11 protein-coding genes and 1 pseudogene are annotated in these 14,308 nt (G+C 55.2%); 9 read left to right on the top strand and 3 right to left on the bottom strand.

The window, feature by feature from the left end; translation table 11 throughout:
- Positions 1 to 55 precede the first annotated feature (55 nt).
- The gene (locus A4E19_21305; GenBank protein OQW36766.1) at positions 56 to 1,954 is read right to left on the bottom strand and encodes a B12-binding domain-containing radical SAM protein; all 1,899 of its coding nucleotides are present in this window, start codon (positions 1,952 to 1,954) and stop codon (positions 56 to 58) included.
- A gap of 491 nt (positions 1,955 to 2,445) precedes the next feature.
- Here A4E19_21305 and A4E19_21300 point away from each other — a divergent pair, with 491 nt between their 5' ends.
- Positions 2,446 to 2,739, top strand: coding sequence for a transcriptional regulator (locus A4E19_21300; protein OQW36793.1), 294 nt, complete (start codon positions 2,446 to 2,448; stop codon positions 2,737 to 2,739).
- A gap of 52 nt (positions 2,740 to 2,791) precedes the next feature.
- On the opposite strand, the gene A4E19_21295 is transcribed toward A4E19_21300, so the two are convergent.
- Entirely contained in the window at positions 2,792 to 2,971 is a 180-nt protein-coding gene (locus A4E19_21295; GenBank protein ID OQW36765.1) for a hypothetical protein, read from the bottom strand.
- Between the two features lie 890 nt (positions 2,972 to 3,861).
- On the opposite strand from A4E19_21295, the gene A4E19_21290 reads away from it, so the two are divergent.
- From A4E19_21290 to A4E19_21275, 4 genes and pseudogenes are all read left to right on the top strand, one after another.
- Positions 3,862 to 4,788, top strand: a complete 927-nt coding sequence (locus A4E19_21290; GenBank protein ID OQW36764.1) for a hypothetical protein — start codon at positions 3,862 to 3,864, stop codon at positions 4,786 to 4,788.
- Positions 4,775 to 5,962: a hypothetical protein gene (locus A4E19_21285; protein OQW36763.1), complete on the top strand. Its 1,188-nt coding sequence runs from the start codon at positions 4,775 to 4,777 to the stop codon at positions 5,960 to 5,962. The genes A4E19_21290 and A4E19_21285 overlap by 14 nt, the downstream gene beginning before the upstream one ends.
- 4 nt (positions 5,963 to 5,966) lie before the next feature.
- On the top strand, positions 5,967 to 7,166 hold the full coding sequence (locus A4E19_21280; protein ID OQW36762.1) for a hypothetical protein: 1,200 nt from the start codon (positions 5,967 to 5,969) through the stop codon (positions 7,164 to 7,166).
- A gap of 295 nt (positions 7,167 to 7,461) precedes the next feature.
- Positions 7,462 to 8,073, top strand: a pseudogene (locus A4E19_21275) (transposase).
- 272 nt (positions 8,074 to 8,345) lie between these two features.
- Here the strand turns inward: A4E19_21275 and A4E19_21270 are convergent.
- Entirely contained in the window at positions 8,346 to 9,311 is a 966-nt protein-coding gene (locus A4E19_21270) for a transposase (protein ID OQW36761.1), read from the bottom strand.
- Positions 9,312 to 10,079: 768 nt separating this feature from the next.
- On the opposite strand from A4E19_21270, the gene A4E19_21265 reads away from it, so the two are divergent.
- The 4 genes from A4E19_21265 to A4E19_21250 are packed head-to-tail and all read left to right on the top strand — an operon-like array spanning position 10,080 to position 14,305.
- Positions 10,080 to 11,768: a glucose-6-phosphate isomerase gene (locus tag A4E19_21265; protein OQW36760.1), complete on the top strand. Its 1,689-nt coding sequence runs from the start codon at positions 10,080 to 10,082 to the stop codon at positions 11,766 to 11,768.
- A gap of 1 nt (position 11,769) precedes the next feature.
- Complete coding sequence (locus A4E19_21260; GenBank protein ID OQW36759.1) at positions 11,770 to 12,546, top strand: hypothetical protein; 777 nt, start codon at positions 11,770 to 11,772, stop codon at positions 12,544 to 12,546.
- Positions 12,543 to 13,610, top strand: a complete 1,068-nt coding sequence (locus A4E19_21255; protein OQW36758.1) for a hypothetical protein — start codon at positions 12,543 to 12,545, stop codon at positions 13,608 to 13,610. The genes A4E19_21260 and A4E19_21255 overlap by 4 nt, the downstream gene beginning before the upstream one ends.
- A complete protein-coding gene (locus tag A4E19_21250; GenBank protein OQW36757.1) occupies positions 13,607 to 14,305 on the top strand; it encodes a ribose 5-phosphate isomerase A in 699 nt (232 codons plus the stop codon). Before A4E19_21255 ends, A4E19_21250 begins: the two co-directional genes overlap by 4 nt.
- Positions 14,306 to 14,308 lie beyond the last annotated feature (3 nt).

Below are 14,308 nucleotides of genomic sequence, written 5' to 3'. Positions count from 1 at the left end.
TTCGTGAAGCGTCGTTGGTGAAGGGCGTATCTCGCGAGATGCGAACAACGACTCATCACATTTTCCCCGCCAGGGTGGGCACTACTCCAGACGTCTTAACGGATTGATGCTGCAGATCCGGCAACTTGCTTAAACCAAATCGTGAGATATAGAGAAAGATATATTCGCGCGTGTAGAGCCGCAGATCCCAGCCGGGGTGATGATTCCGTTCGAATTGTTCGAACACCCGCTCGGCCTCTTCGATGCTCATCCCGTTCTTGACCGTGTAGTAATAGTCCAGCGCCAGGTCCCACTCCGGATTCTTGTAGGCCGTCACGCCCCACTTCTCCGGATGCTTCGCCACCGGATTGTGGCGTCCAAGATCGAACGTCCCGAACCCCAGTGAATGGACACGGTCTTTGTTCGCCTCCAGGAACTGCACCGACTGCCAGGCCTCTTCCTTGGTCTCACCGGGAAAACCGAAGAAGCCCATGCAATGATTCCAAATCCCCGCCTCGGCCGTAAGCTTCAAGTGCTTCGTCATCACTTCGGTCGTCGTCGCCTTATCCATCAGTTGCAGCACTCGCTCCACGCCGGACTCGTAGCCAAAATGGAGATAGCGGCAGCCCGACTCCTTCGCATCCTGCCAGACCTGCTCATCGAGTAGGCTCTTTTCAAACCGCATGTGCGTCGTCCAAGTGATCCCCATCTGGGCTTCAATAAGACCGCGTGTGAGCTTGCGGAACAAGGCGGGTGGATAAGACTCGTCGGTGAAGTGAAAATGCGTCACACCGTATTTGTCACGCAGAAACTGAATGTCGGCGAGAATATCCTGGATTTTCTTCGACCGATAGCCGGCCGTGTAACCTTCCCCGTGATCGCAGAACTCACAGCGCCCCCAGTAGCAACCTCGCGTCGCCAGATAGGGCAAAATCCTCGTCGGCACGAAGTATTTCTCCAGCGGCAAACCCTCGAAATCCGGCGGCGGCAGCGTCGCGAGATCCTCCGCATAACTGGTCGGCGAGGTATGGACGCCGGTCTCGTCCTTATAGATGGTATTGGGGACGTCGGCCAGGCTGCGCTTCGCCCCCACCGCCGACACTAGCTGCACAAACGCCGTCTCCCCTTCATACACCACGGCGCTATCGAAGTACTGGAATAGTTGCGACTGGGGCAGCACATCGCGCAAGCGGGTCACCGTATTCCCGCCGATCGTGACATGGATGTGGGGAAAGTGCTGTTTGATGAGGGCACAGAACGTCATGGTGGAAAACATCTGCTGCTGCAAGACGATCGAGATCCCGATCACGTCCGGCTGCTCTCGCTCGATCGCCGGCTTCACTAAATGATCGAAGACGTCGCGATAGATATTAACCTGCGTATCGTTCACCGCGTCCATGATTTCGGACGAGACATAGACCTTGTACGAGAGGTCCGTCTCCATCGGCGGCATGCAGATTCTCGCTGGAAAATAGACCATTGAAATGACAGACATCACTTCGCGAAAGACTTGAAGAGCCCATTCTAACTTATCGATATCATAGAATTGCTCACTTCGAATTACGCGCTTCGCCTCTTCGGCATTTTGGATCAACTTTGCCATCCGTTGATGGGTCACGTCGCAGAGTGCCAGCTGCAAATCCATCTCGGCTTCGCTCAGCTCTCGCTTCTTTGAAAGCTTTCGCAACCGATCGAGCTGTTGCGGCACCCGGCGCAGTACCTTCTTCAGAAAATCCTCGCTGAAGTACCAGTCCCACATCTCACAGTTGATGTCTTTTTGAATCACCGTGTGGCCGGCCTGACGGAGGACGGCGGTAAGAGAGGGAAGCGAAAGATAGGGTTCCGAGGGGAACCAATCAGGCGGGAAGATCAGCATGACCTTCATCTTCCGGCCGCTGGCGGTTTCAAATTGTTGGCGATTCAATAGGATGAGTTCTTTTGACGCCCGCTCACCTTTGGAATACTCGATCTTCACGCCGGCCTGATCCCCTTTCTTAAACTGGCTCAAACCAACAAGAAAGCCAAGGAGTTAGGCTAGAAGGCCTTCATTCTACGGGGGTGAAAGAAGGAGATGCAAGGGTGGGCGGGAACAGAAATGGCTCTTGTCAGAAAGTAGCTTATAAGCTACACTTCTCCCGTGGAGGCCACTCCGAAAGAGCTTCGGATCTATGTCACGGCAGAAGGTCGCGAGCCTTTTAATGAATGGCTGAATTCCTTACGGGACCAAAAGGCGCGTGCGAAGATTCGAGTCCGGTTAGACCGAGTCAGTGTGGGCAACTTCGGCGATGCCGTACGGTAGGCAACGGCGTATAAGAACTCCGTATCGATTATGGTCCTGGTTATCGAGTGTATTTTGGACAAGAAGGCACAACGATCGTCCTGCTTCTCTGCGGAGGCCGATAAGCATACACAGTCCAAGGATATCGAAACAGCACAATGGTATTGGAGCGAATACAAGAGTCGACCATGAAAAAGAGTAAGGCCTATCAGCCAGATCTCATCGAGAACTTGCGAGATCCACGGGAATCTGAAGAATATTTGAATGCCGCGTTGGAGGAGAACGATCCAGAGCTGTTCCTGTTGGCATTACGACACGTCGCCGAGGCGCAAGGAGGCGTGGCACAACTCGCCGAAAAAGCGAAGCTCAATCGCGAGAGCCTCTATAGGATGCTCTCAGAACGCGGCAATCCAGAATTCCGAAGCCTCAAGGCCCTCCTCCACGCGTTGGGATTCCGGCTGGCCGTTGCAGCGAATCGGTAACGTGCCGTTGGCTTCAAGCTGTCGAATGAGGTCTTTGCGCTTCACCGGAGAGTCAGCTCAGCGAGCTTCCGGACGCCGGAGATTCGCCGCTGGTGAGATCAAGGTACAGAGCGCGAAGGTGGGCTTGCAGGTCTTCCAGCGATTTTCCCTGGGTCCAGTAGTCGGGGTAGTCCTGCAGGTAGCCGAGCCGGCGGTTTTCATCCTGCCAATAGATGTATTTGATTGATTCCATGTGGGCACTATAATCTGGTTCTGAACGCCTGAAAAGCAGAGAACTTGATCCTGAATGGAATGATGGACCACAAAATGATAAACGCGTACAATACCGCGACCTGGAAACGCTGGATTTGGCGATCGAGGAAGAACAATGGAAAGGTCGGCGAAAAGAGCTCGCCCGAGCACGAGAGCTGCTGTGCGACGCGATGCTCGGCGGGAAACTCTATGGGAGTGACTTGGCCTCACTCGACCGCTATTTCTTCCACTTCGCCATGGCTGCCAGAGTTGGCCGATGAGATGCGGATGATGGAAATGCACGGAACAAGACCTGACCCTGAATTTGCACACTGACCCTGAATTTGCACACGGGTCAGTAGATCAGCCACAGTCTACTCAGTTCAGGCGTCTCTTGCCTTAGAGGGGAGCAGTATACTCCCCTTTACACGTTCCCTAATTTCATTTATAAGTATTCAGGTCTAGGTAGTTGCTCGAGATCAATATAGCCGGGGGGAGAGCATGCCCTTCGGGGATGGCCCTGCTGGAGTTTGTCAATGACGAATGCATGCCACTCTATGCTGCGACTGTCCGTAGGTCCTCCGAATCGTTGCTCTTTTCCATGATTGTCTTCCCACAGAGTGTTGGCTTAGCCGCCGCCGGATGGTCACCTGACTGCACAGCTCTCGGCCCATTCTGGTTACAGCTGAACTCCCAACACTTTCAGCTATCCACAACCGTATTGATAGAGCGGGACGCCAGCCATTCCGCCTCACTGATACCCGCTGTAACGAGCCGGATGACCAGACCAAGCGCACTTGTCTGAGTTTAGCAATAGTCTCTGTCGCGCAACGGGGATCCTAAGAAATTGCTTCACCTGAACTTAGAATAATCAAATGGATCCTGACTCTTATGGAACGACTAACATCGTCTGAGAGCATTGATATACTAGTTGTCCCACGCGATCGGTTCAGCGCGTTTCCAAAATGCCTTAAGGCGCTCTACACCCACACAGACGTCCCATTTCGAGTTATCGTTGTTACTGGAGCCACTGATATCAGGACTCAAGAGTACCTCCGTCAACTTGAGCGACAAAAAGATAACTTGAGCGTAGTGCTTGTTGACCGACTGTTGATGCAAGGTGAAGCACGTAATATCGCGCTACGAAAAGCAACCGAAAGATTTTGTGTTGTCCTGGAGAACGATACGATTGTCCACAAGAATTGGCTTTCCCCCTTGCTTCAGTGCATGCAAGAAGAAGGCGCAGCAGTAGTTATGCCATTGATATGGTGGTATGGGCGTATCCACGCTGCTGGCTGTACGTTTGAAGAACGAGAACAAGATGGGTTGGTCATATTCCGGCATAGAATCTTGTACTCAGGAATACGCCGCAAACGCACCGACTACCCAGAGTGTCACTGCATTCTTATTGATCGTCAACGCTTCAAAGACATCGAGATCTTTCAAGATGATGTGGAACCGTTCGATGTAGATCTAGGACTGACACTCAGGAAGAATGGATTGGACGTTTTTCTTGAACCGAACTCGGCAGTCACGTATGCAGCACCTCCTCCTTTGGAAGTTCACGATATCCCGCTTTACAAGTTTCGCTGGGATGCGGTGATGTGGGAAAGTCGTAATCGATTGTTCATGCAAAAATGGGGAGTCAGGTACGATCCATCATCGAAACTGGCCTCCTATCAAAGACAGTACCTTAAGTTGGGACTAGCTCGTTGGTATCCGAACCAACTTACTGTTGGACTCGCGAACCTTGCTTTTAATCCAATAAAGCGTCTTCAGTTCTTGGTTATGCGAGGGATCGCACATGAGGATAACTGAAGGTGTGCCGCGACTTCTTTTTGTCAGTAACCAGGTCGACGATTTTTTGAGATACCGAATGGAGCTTGTTCGTAAAGTACAGGAGGCCGGGTATGACGTTCATGTCGCACTCCCGCAGGAGCCAGGCTTAGAGGATATCGCTAGCCAGGGCGTTATTGTTCACATTATCCATCTCCAGCGTATGAGCACGGGACTTGTTGATCAAATACGCTACTGGGTCAGCCTGCTGCAGCTTTACCTACGACTAAGGCCGACCGTAGTACATCACATGTGCATACAGCCCGTACTCTATGGTGGCATTGCAGCACGAGTTGTCGGTGTGCCAGTAGTAATCAACACTTTCTATGGATTCGGATACCTTTTCTGTACCCACACTATTAAAGCGCATGTCTTACGACCGCTTGTCACTGTCGCACTTCGGTTTGCTCTTCAGCACGAGAACCATCGCGTCATAGTGCAGAACTCAGCTGATCGCGATTTTCTGCTCTCAAGATTCAATCTTTCAAGCGATCACGTCGTCCTTATTAAAGGGAGCGGCGTGGATCTGTCATTGTTCCTGCCAGAGGCGGAACCAGATGGACTGCCAGTGGTTTTGATGGCTTCTCGTCTATTATGGACAAAAGGTGTAAAGGATTTTGTATCTGCAGCCCAAGTAATTCGTGCCCGAGGGATCAAGGCTCGCTTTGTATTGGTTGGTGAGCCTGATCGCGACCATCCATCAGCCATCCCAACGGACACCCTCAAACACTGGAATGACGCTGGAGATATTGAATGGCTAGGATACCAATTCGACATGCCTACGGTAATTGCTCAAAGTCACATTGTCTGCCTGCCTTCGTGCTATGGCGAAGGTGTGCCTCGCATTCTCCAAGAAGCTGCGGCTGTTGGTCGTCCTGCTGTTGCCACAGAAACTCCTGGATGCCTTGAGGCTGTCCACCATGGTCAAAACGGTCTGATTGTCCCAGTAGGCGACATTGAAGCCTTGGCTGAAGCGCTAGCGCAGCTCATTGGCAATTCGCTTCTCAGAAGGTCGATGGGCAATCGCGGGCGTGAAATTGCAGTTACTGAGTTCTCACTCGACCAAGTTGTCGATGCGAACCTCTCTGTTTATCGAGCTCTGCTCTGTTCGGCCGCGGAGCGTGCGAAGTCCCATTCAGAGACGATCCATTCGTAGCTACATGCATCTCATCTATGTGACAACATCCCTACCGTATAGTTCCCAAGAGACATGGATCGTCCCAGAGATCCTAGAGCTCCAAAGGCGGGGACACCGGATCACCGTAGTCCCAGTTCGACCCGGTCGCGCGGTCATTCACAAGGATGCAGAACACTTAATTGAATTTACCATTGCGGAACCCATCCTTTCTCTGTCCATTCTCTACAACACTTTCATTGAGATTGTGAGGTCGCCTGTACTGTCATATCGCGCCGCGTTACTGTTAGCAGCGAGCAGAAATGTATGGGTTTTTCTTAAAAATCTGGCCGTTTATCCTAAGGGCTTATGGCTGGCACGCATCGCAAGAGAGCAAGGCATCACTCATATCCATGCTCACTTTGCGTCCACCAACGCGACAGTCGCATTGGTCGCTAGCCTCTTCTCAGGCATTCCCTGGAGTTTTACCGCTCATCGCTGGGACATTTCTGAGAACAATCTTCTCCGAAAGAAGGCACAGGCCTCGCGGTTTGTGCGCGCGATCAATGCAAGAGGAAGTCAAGAGCTCAGGACCTATGTGGGGGAGTATCAACATAAGGTACGGGTCATCCACATGGGCGTTGCTGCCCTCCCACTTCATACAGATGGAGAACGTAAACCACAGCAACCACTGCGAGTGCTGGTAGGTGCCCGGTTCGATGAGCAAAAGGGGCATCGCTATGCGCTCGAGGCAGTCGCACAACTCAGGAGAGTTGGGGTGAAGATTTCGCTCTGCTGTGCGGGAAATGGGCCATTGAAGGTGAAAATGGAGAGCTATGCTAAAGCACTTGGCCTATCGGACTGTGTACATTTTCCCGGATGGATTGACCATAAGGAGCTTCTGAAGCAACTCCACGAGCGACGCTGGGATATTGCACTCCTGTCCAGTCTCGAGACTTCTAAAGATTATGAGGGAATTCCAGTTTTCCTTATGGAAGCGATGGCAGCGGGAGTTCCGGTTATCGCCACCACTACGGGGGGAATTTCTGAACTACTTGATGGTGGTGCTGGAGTGCTTATCCCACAACAGAATGCAATTTCTATCGCGGACGCTCTAACTAGGCTTGCTTTCGATCATGCCCTTTGGCACCAGCTATCCGATGCTGGGATTCGAAGGGTACGTGATCAGTTCTCGACAGAATCGACTGTATCAGCTCTTTTGGATGAGATCTCTTCTAGCTCCTAATGTCCTGAGTTTAAGTCATGGCGCAGGCCTGGCGCGCCGTGCACGGATTGTGCTCGCCTGCGCCGCAGGCAAGACCAACCATACCGTGGCCGCGGAGTTCAAGACAACGGGGCAAACGGTTGGCCGCTGGCGGCGGCGTTTCGTCGAACGCCGGTTGGACGGCTTGCTCGGTGAGCCACGCCCCCGCCCCGCGACGCACCAGCGATGCGGCAGTGGAGCGGCTCCTGGCGCTGACGCTGGGCAGAAATAGGGACAGCAACTGTCTTTCGAGTCAAGGGNNACCTGCAGCGTCTGCATCGCCAGAGCAAAGCGCGCCGACAACCTGAAAGCCCGATACGGTTACCGAGCGCCTCGGTACACCAGAAGCCCCACGTCACTCCTGACGCCTAATACGCTGCAACGAGGGTTTACCGTCCCCCGGCCCAACACCGCCTGGGTTACCGACATTACATACGTGCGCACATGGGAAGGCTGGCTCTATTTGGCTGTTGTGATGGACCTGTACTCTCGCCGCATTGTCGGCTGGTCCACCAAGCCCACGCTGGCTCAAGATCTCGTGCTGGACGCACTCCTCATGGCTGTGCGCCGACGCAAGCCTCAGCATGTCCCGATTCACTCCGATCAAGGCTCTCAATTTGGCAGCGATGCGTGGCGGCGCTTCTGCCGGGCACATCACCTCGAACCCAGCATGAGTCGACGGGGTAACTGCTGGGACAACGCGGTGGCTGAATCCTTTTTCAGCAGCTTAAAGAAGGAGCGGATCAAGAAGCGCATCTACATAACGCGAGCGATGGCTATAGCCGATATCGCCGAGTACATCGAGACCTTCTATAATCGCATCCGGCGACACAGCCATCTCAGCGGAGTCAGTCCAGAGGCATTTGAAGAAGTGTCGAAAAATGCTTAGAGATGTGTCCGCAAAACCCTGGGAAGTCCAGGCTACTTATTCAGTGATTTTCGTGGGCCGAGCAGGGCAGCGATCCTCGCTTGCCAGTCCGCTGTGCCAAACGGTTGTTGACGGTTCACGCAGGTCCGGAGCGTGGTCAGATCATAGCCGAAAATAGGGACAGCAACTGTCTTTCGAGTCAAGGGCTGAATTGAACATTTTGGATGCATCTGCGAAAAAATATCGCACACATTTGGTCGAGGAACGGCGATCTCATGACCGTCCCGGTTCTCCTATACCCCATATACCCCGGTGCCAGCCGGGTCCATCCCCTCACGCCAGGGCGTTCGATGTTTGAGCATCGCATTGACGATCGTCAGCAGCTTGCGCATGCACGCCACCAAGGCCACCTTTTTGGCTTTGCCGGCCGCACACAAGCGCTGATAGAACCCGCGAATGACGGGATTGAAGCGCGCGGCCACGATCGCGGCCATGTAGAGCGCGGCCCGCACCTGCGCGCGTCCGCCCCAGACCGCCCGCTTCCCTCGCAGCGTGCCACTATCGCGATTGAGCGGGGCCACGCCGACGAGGGCGGCAATCTGTTTGTGCGTCAAGGTCCCCAACTCTGGCAAATTCGCCAACAGCGTGGTGGTCAACACCGGGCCGATGCCCGGCACACTCCGCAACAGCTCCTCTTTCTCACGCCAGAGGGGACTCTGCCGAATAGCTTCGGCCAAGTCGGTGTCGGCCTGATCCAACGCTCGCTCCAGCCAGGTGATGTGGGCCCGCAACTGCTTGCGAACGACCGTGCGGGCACTGGCCAAACGGTTCTTCTCGGCCGTGAGCATCTCGATGAGTTGGCGACGTCGCGTGACCAAGGCGGCCAACTCCTGCGTCTGTGCATCGGGCAGCCGGCGGGGCTCTGGGCGCACCACGTCCGCAAAGTGGGCCAACACCTGGGCATCGAGCGCATCCGTTTTCGCCAACTGCCCAGTGGCTTTCGCAAAGTCTCGGATTTGGCGTGGATTGACGACCACGACTGGCAGGCCGGCAGTAGCCAGGGCCCCGGTCAACGGGAGTTCGACTCCACCGGTGGCCTCCAGCACGATCAAGGTCGGCGGCTCTGCAGCCAGACGGGCGAGCAACTGCGTGACGCCCGCCTCGGTGTTCGGGACGGTAAACCGTCCCCCTGGGCGCTGCGCCACATCCAACTGTGCCTTCGACACATCGATCCCGACAAAGAGAAGGGGCTGAGTCATCGGATCCTCCGTGGTAGCCCTGCCTTGCATGATACGGGCTTGGGGGCCCTCGCAACTGTGCGGGCTTGTCCGGTGAAGAGCGTGACGACCCACGCTGTCCCGCGGTCTCGACGACCTCGGCTAAGACGGTCTATCACGCTCAGGGTGCATGTCTGCTGCAGCATGGCTCGGTCAGACGCAAGATACAAGGCTGGATTTTCAATGATGTCCGTAACTGAACGAGAATCGATAAGTCCGCGCGATTTGGTGATGCGACCGATCGCCTTACGGCTCTGATCGATCCACGCGGCAAGAGCACCACCTTTACCTACGACAATCTGAATCGCGTCATGCAGATTCAAGACTCCATCAACGGCATCACCGCATTCACCTACCTCTGACAATGTCAACCTGGTTGAACGCGCAGGCCACCACGAGTCTCCGGTTCAGAGCCGGGAGGACGCCGAGTGTGCCGCGGCTGGCGGTGAGGGCTCTGGAGACTCATGACGAATTGGTGCACAGTCGGGTCGCTGGCCACCAACAATTCCGGCATTCTCGTGCGCCATGTCGTGACGACCCTAACCTCGATCACCGCCACGTTTCAGATTGCACTTGATGGTGGGGCTTACTCTCGTTCAACGGGTCTCGCAACCCTTCACAAACCGCCCCATTCTACTTTCTGCAAGGACACCAAGAAGCGTTGCCTTTTCTAGACCGACTCCATAATATACGAAGAATCACTCAGCATCTCCACTACCAGCGGTTCATTGAGGCGGGAGGTCGATACCTATGCGAGTGGGTGACAAGCTTCCATCATCGTTCCATCCCACAGTCAATCCGGCTCTCGATGCTCTGAATCAGGCTCGAGTCGTGGATCGGCTGTGGGCGAAGGATCACCGACTCTGGAAGCCGGATCCCAAGGAGATCGCGGATCGTCTGGGATGGTTGACGGTACAGGACCAGATGCGTGAACAGCTCGGCCGACTGCAACGCTGTGTTGCCGCCGCCAAGGAGTTGAAGGTCAAAGACGTCGTGCTCCTGGGCATGGGAGGGAGCAGTCTTGGGCCGGAGGTGTTCCGGACCTTGTTTGGGTCTCAGAAGGGTTTCCCGCGTCTGTGGGTCCTGGACTCCACCATTCCTGGCTGGGTCCGGCAGGTCACGAAGGCGATTTCTCCATCCCGGACACTCTTTCTCGTGGCCAGCAAGTCCGGGGGCACCATCGAAGTCATGTCGCTCTTCGCACACTTTTGGAAGCTTGTGACGAAGGCCAAGGGGAATTATGGAGGAAAGCAGTTTGTCGCGATCACTGATCCTGGCACCGGTTTAGAAAAGATGGCGCGCGACCATGGATTTAACGAGATCTTCACCAACCCGGTCGATATTGGTGGACGATATAGCGTGCTTTCTCTGTTCGGTCTCGTCCCCGCGGCATTTCTGGGCCTCGACATCGCCAAGCTTTTGGACCGCGCATCCGATATGGCGGCGCAATGCCGTCACAACAACATCGAGGCGAATCCAGGTGCCTATCTCGGTGCGGCGATGGGCAGCCTTGCTCAAACTGGACGGGATAAAGTGACCGTCATTGCATCGCCATCACTCTCGACGTTTGGGCTCTGGGTCGAGCAACTCCTTGCTGAAAGTACAGGCAAAGAGGGAACGGGCCTCATCCCCATCGCGCAAGAACCAGTTTTGAAGCCAGGCGCCTATGGAACCGACCGATTTTTCGTGTATCTCAAACTGAAAGGGGACAAAAACCAGAAACTCGACGAAGCGGTTCATGCGCTCATCAAGGCCAAACAACCGGTTCTCCGGTTCGACCTCCGTGACCGCTACGATGTCGGTGCGGAGTTCTTTCGATGGGAATTTGCGACGGCCATTGCCGGACATCTACTTGGTATTCACCCGTTCGACCAACCAAATGTGCAGGAGAGCAAAGACAACACGAATCGGGTCCTCGAGACGTTTCAATCCACCGGGCGGCTACCGGAACAGTCGAGCAGCCAACCCCAAGACGCCGCTCGTAATCTTTCCGGTCTGCTTCAGCCTGGCACGTACGTGTCGATTCTTGGGTACACGACTCCATCGCGTCCGCTCGAAGCCGCCGTTGGTCGGCTCCGCCGAGCCCTCATGTCGAAACACCGCGTTGCGACGACATTTGGCTACGGGCCGCGCTATCTCCATTCAACCGGACAACTTCACAAGGGTGGTCCCAACACCGGTGTCTTCTTGGAATTGGTCGATCGTATGGCCCCGGACCTGCCGATTCCTGGAAAGCCGTTCTCGTTCGGAACGTTGGCAAAAGCACAGGCCACCGGCGATATCGAATCACTCGGCGCGCATCATCGCCCTGCCGTTCGCGTTGAATTGGGCCGCGATCCAGCCGCCAGGGTGAACGCCATCACCGCGGCATTGACGGGGACAAGATCTTTCAGGCGACGCACAGTCTCAAAGAAGCGCCGGCGGACTACTCGCCGATAATATGTCCGTCATCCCGGAAATCCGCATTGCGAGTAACCTTCACGAATGGGCTCGGGACGCCGCGGCCCTCATCCTTTCCGTCGGTGAACGCGCCCTGCGTACCAACGGCCGTTTCATCATCGCCCTGTCGGGAGGATCCACGCCGAAGACGCTCTATCAAGTCTTGGCGACTCCAGAATGGAAGGCGCGGTTCGATTGGTCACGTGTCTTTTTCCTATTCGGTGACGAGCGCTGCACCCCTCCTGACTATCCGGAAAGTAACTACAAGATGGCCTATACCACGTTGTTTCAACCGCTGAACATTCCCCGAGAGCATGTTTTCCGGATGAAAGGCGAGTCCGAGGACCCGGCGACCGCCGCCCAAGAATACGAGGAGGCGATTCGCGGACTTACCAGAAGTCTTTCACCTCAAATGCCTATTATTGACCTCGTCCTGCTCGGTCTCGGAGACGATGGGCATACCGCCTCGCTCTTTCCCGGAACAGCAGCCTTGCAGGAAGACCAGAGGCTCGTCACCGTGGGCCACGCCCCCACCGGTATCACATTTCGTCTGACGTTGACCCTAGGTGTGTTGAATCATGCGGCTATGGTACTGTTCCTCGTGACAGGACCCGGGAAAGCTCGAATAGTCCGAATGGTTCTTGAACCGGAATCTGAAGCCGAGCGTTCCTTGCCGGCGGCCAGGATATCGCCGAAGTCAGGTCGGCTCGTGTGGATGCTCGATCAAGCCGCCGCACAACAGCTTGGTCCAACACCGCTGCACAGAGGGACTCGATGATTCTCGCGGGGGATATCGGAGGAACGAAAACCAACCTGGCCCTTTATGACTGGACCACCGAGCGAGTTGAACCACTACGCTTGGAAAGTTTTCATAGTGCGGATTACAAATCGCTGGAAGAGATCCTCGTCGAGTTTCTCACACCACCGAAACCACCCGCCGCCGGCTCCTTGGAAGCAGGGCAGAGAGAACGCGAAGAGAAGCCTCTTAAACGGTCGGCCGAACCGCCGAAACTGGCGGCGGCCTCTTTTGGAATCGCCGGACCGGTGATCGATAATCGTTGTCAAACGACGAATCTTCCCTGGATTGTCGATGGTCGAGCCATCGCCGACCAATTCGGGATTCCACGGGTTCAGCTCCTCAACGACTTGGAAGCGACCGCCTATGGGCTGCTGTGGCTGCGCTCCGACGAGCTGGAAGTGTTGAACGGAGGCAATCCACCCAAAAAACGCCAAGCCTTGGCTTTGATAGCCGCAGGCACCGGATTGGGCGAAGGTATCCTGTTTTGGGACGGCAAGTCGTATCGACCCATGCCTTCGGAGGGCGGGCATTCGGATTTTGCGCCGAACAATGAGCAGGAGATCGAATTGCTCCGTTACCTCAGAGGGCAATACCTCCATGTGAGTTATGAACGAATTCTTTCCGGGCCGGGGCTCCACGCGATCTATGAATTCTTGAGGGACACCAAGAAGAACGAACCGACATGGCTTGCCGAAAAGATCAAAGCCGGCAATCCTGCCGCGGAAGTCGCTCAGGCCGGGTTGCAAGGTCAAGCCGAAATCGCCACACAGGCACTGGAAATCTTTGCGTCGATTTACGGGGCGGAAGCGGGGAATCTCGCCTTGAAGGCGCTTTCCCTCGATGGAGTCTATATCGGCGGAGGGATCGCGCCAAAGCTCATCACCAAACTGCAGGATGGGACGTTCATGAAAGCCTTTAGCAATAAGGGTCGTTACAAACGATTGATGAGCCAGATGCCGGTGAAAGTCATCATGAACCAACAAACGGCCCTGATCGGCGCCGCATCCGTCGCCGGAGCCTTGTCCCTTGCTCCCGCATCATGACCTCGCACAATCTTGATCGTCTCAAGCAAGAGGCTGCGTTACGAGCCGTTGAATTCGTCCACGATGGGATGGTCGTCGGTCTGGGGACAGGTTCGACGGCCAAACATATGGTCCTCGCGCTTGGAGAAAAGGTCCGCCGTGGGATGAAATTACGCGGTGTGCCCACGTCGGCGGAAACGGCCGCGCTCGCCCGACAGGCCGGCATTCCCTTGATCGACACGGAGAATCGTTGGGAGATCGATGTCGCGATCGACGGAGCCGATCAGGTCGATCGAGACTTCAACCTGATCAAAGGCGGAGGCGGAGCGCTCTTGAAAGAAAAGATCGTGGCGGCGTCGGCGAAGCAATTCATTGTCATGGTCGATCACACCAAACAAGTGGCGGTGCTGGGAGGATCTTTTCCGTTGCCCATCGAGGTGATCCCCTTTGGCTGGGGGAGCACGGCACGGGAAATCGAATCGCTCACCAAGAGCCGGGTCGTGTTGCGTGAACGCAACGGCGTTCCGTTTAGAACCGAGGCGGGAAACCTGATCGTTGATGCCCATATCGACCGCATCGAACGACCCGGTGAATTGGAAACAGCGTTGAACCTCATTCCGGGTGTGGTTGAGACCGGTCTCTTTGTCGGGCGAACGAACGTCCTGATCGTCGGTACACCGCAAGGCGTTCACACCGTCAATGTTCCGAAGAAATGAACC

The sequence above is a fragment of the Nitrospira sp. SG-bin1 genome (assembly GCA_002083365.1).
Taxonomy (GTDB): domain Bacteria; phylum Nitrospirota; class Nitrospiria; order Nitrospirales; family Nitrospiraceae; genus Nitrospira_D.
The sequence above is the reverse complement of the archived record's forward strand: the minus strand, read 5'-3'. Positions and strand labels throughout refer to the sequence as shown.

Coding starts and splice junctions, on each gene's coding strand:
- A4E19_21300 (OQW36793.1), top strand. CDS start 2,446: ATGAAAAAGAGTAAGGCCTATCAGCCAGATCTCATCGAGAACTTGCGA.
- A4E19_21295 (OQW36765.1), bottom strand. CDS start 2,971: ATGGAATCAATCAAATACATCTATTGGCAGGATGAAAACCGCCGGCTC.
- A4E19_21290 (OQW36764.1), top strand. CDS start 3,862: ATGGAACGACTAACATCGTCTGAGAGCATTGATATACTAGTTGTCCCA.
- A4E19_21285 (OQW36763.1), top strand. CDS start 4,775: ATGAGGATAACTGAAGGTGTGCCGCGACTTCTTTTTGTCAGTAACCAG.
- A4E19_21280 (OQW36762.1), top strand. CDS start 5,967: ATGCATCTCATCTATGTGACAACATCCCTACCGTATAGTTCCCAAGAG.
- A4E19_21270 (OQW36761.1), bottom strand. CDS start 9,311: ATGACTCAGCCCCTTCTCTTTGTCGGGATCGATGTGTCGAAGGCACAG.
- A4E19_21265 (OQW36760.1), top strand. CDS start 10,080: ATGCGAGTGGGTGACAAGCTTCCATCATCGTTCCATCCCACAGTCAAT.
- A4E19_21260 (OQW36759.1), top strand. CDS start 11,770: ATGTCCGTCATCCCGGAAATCCGCATTGCGAGTAACCTTCACGAATGG.
- A4E19_21255 (OQW36758.1), top strand. CDS start 12,543: ATGATTCTCGCGGGGGATATCGGAGGAACGAAAACCAACCTGGCCCTT.
- A4E19_21250 (OQW36757.1), top strand. CDS start 13,607: ATGACCTCGCACAATCTTGATCGTCTCAAGCAAGAGGCTGCGTTACGA.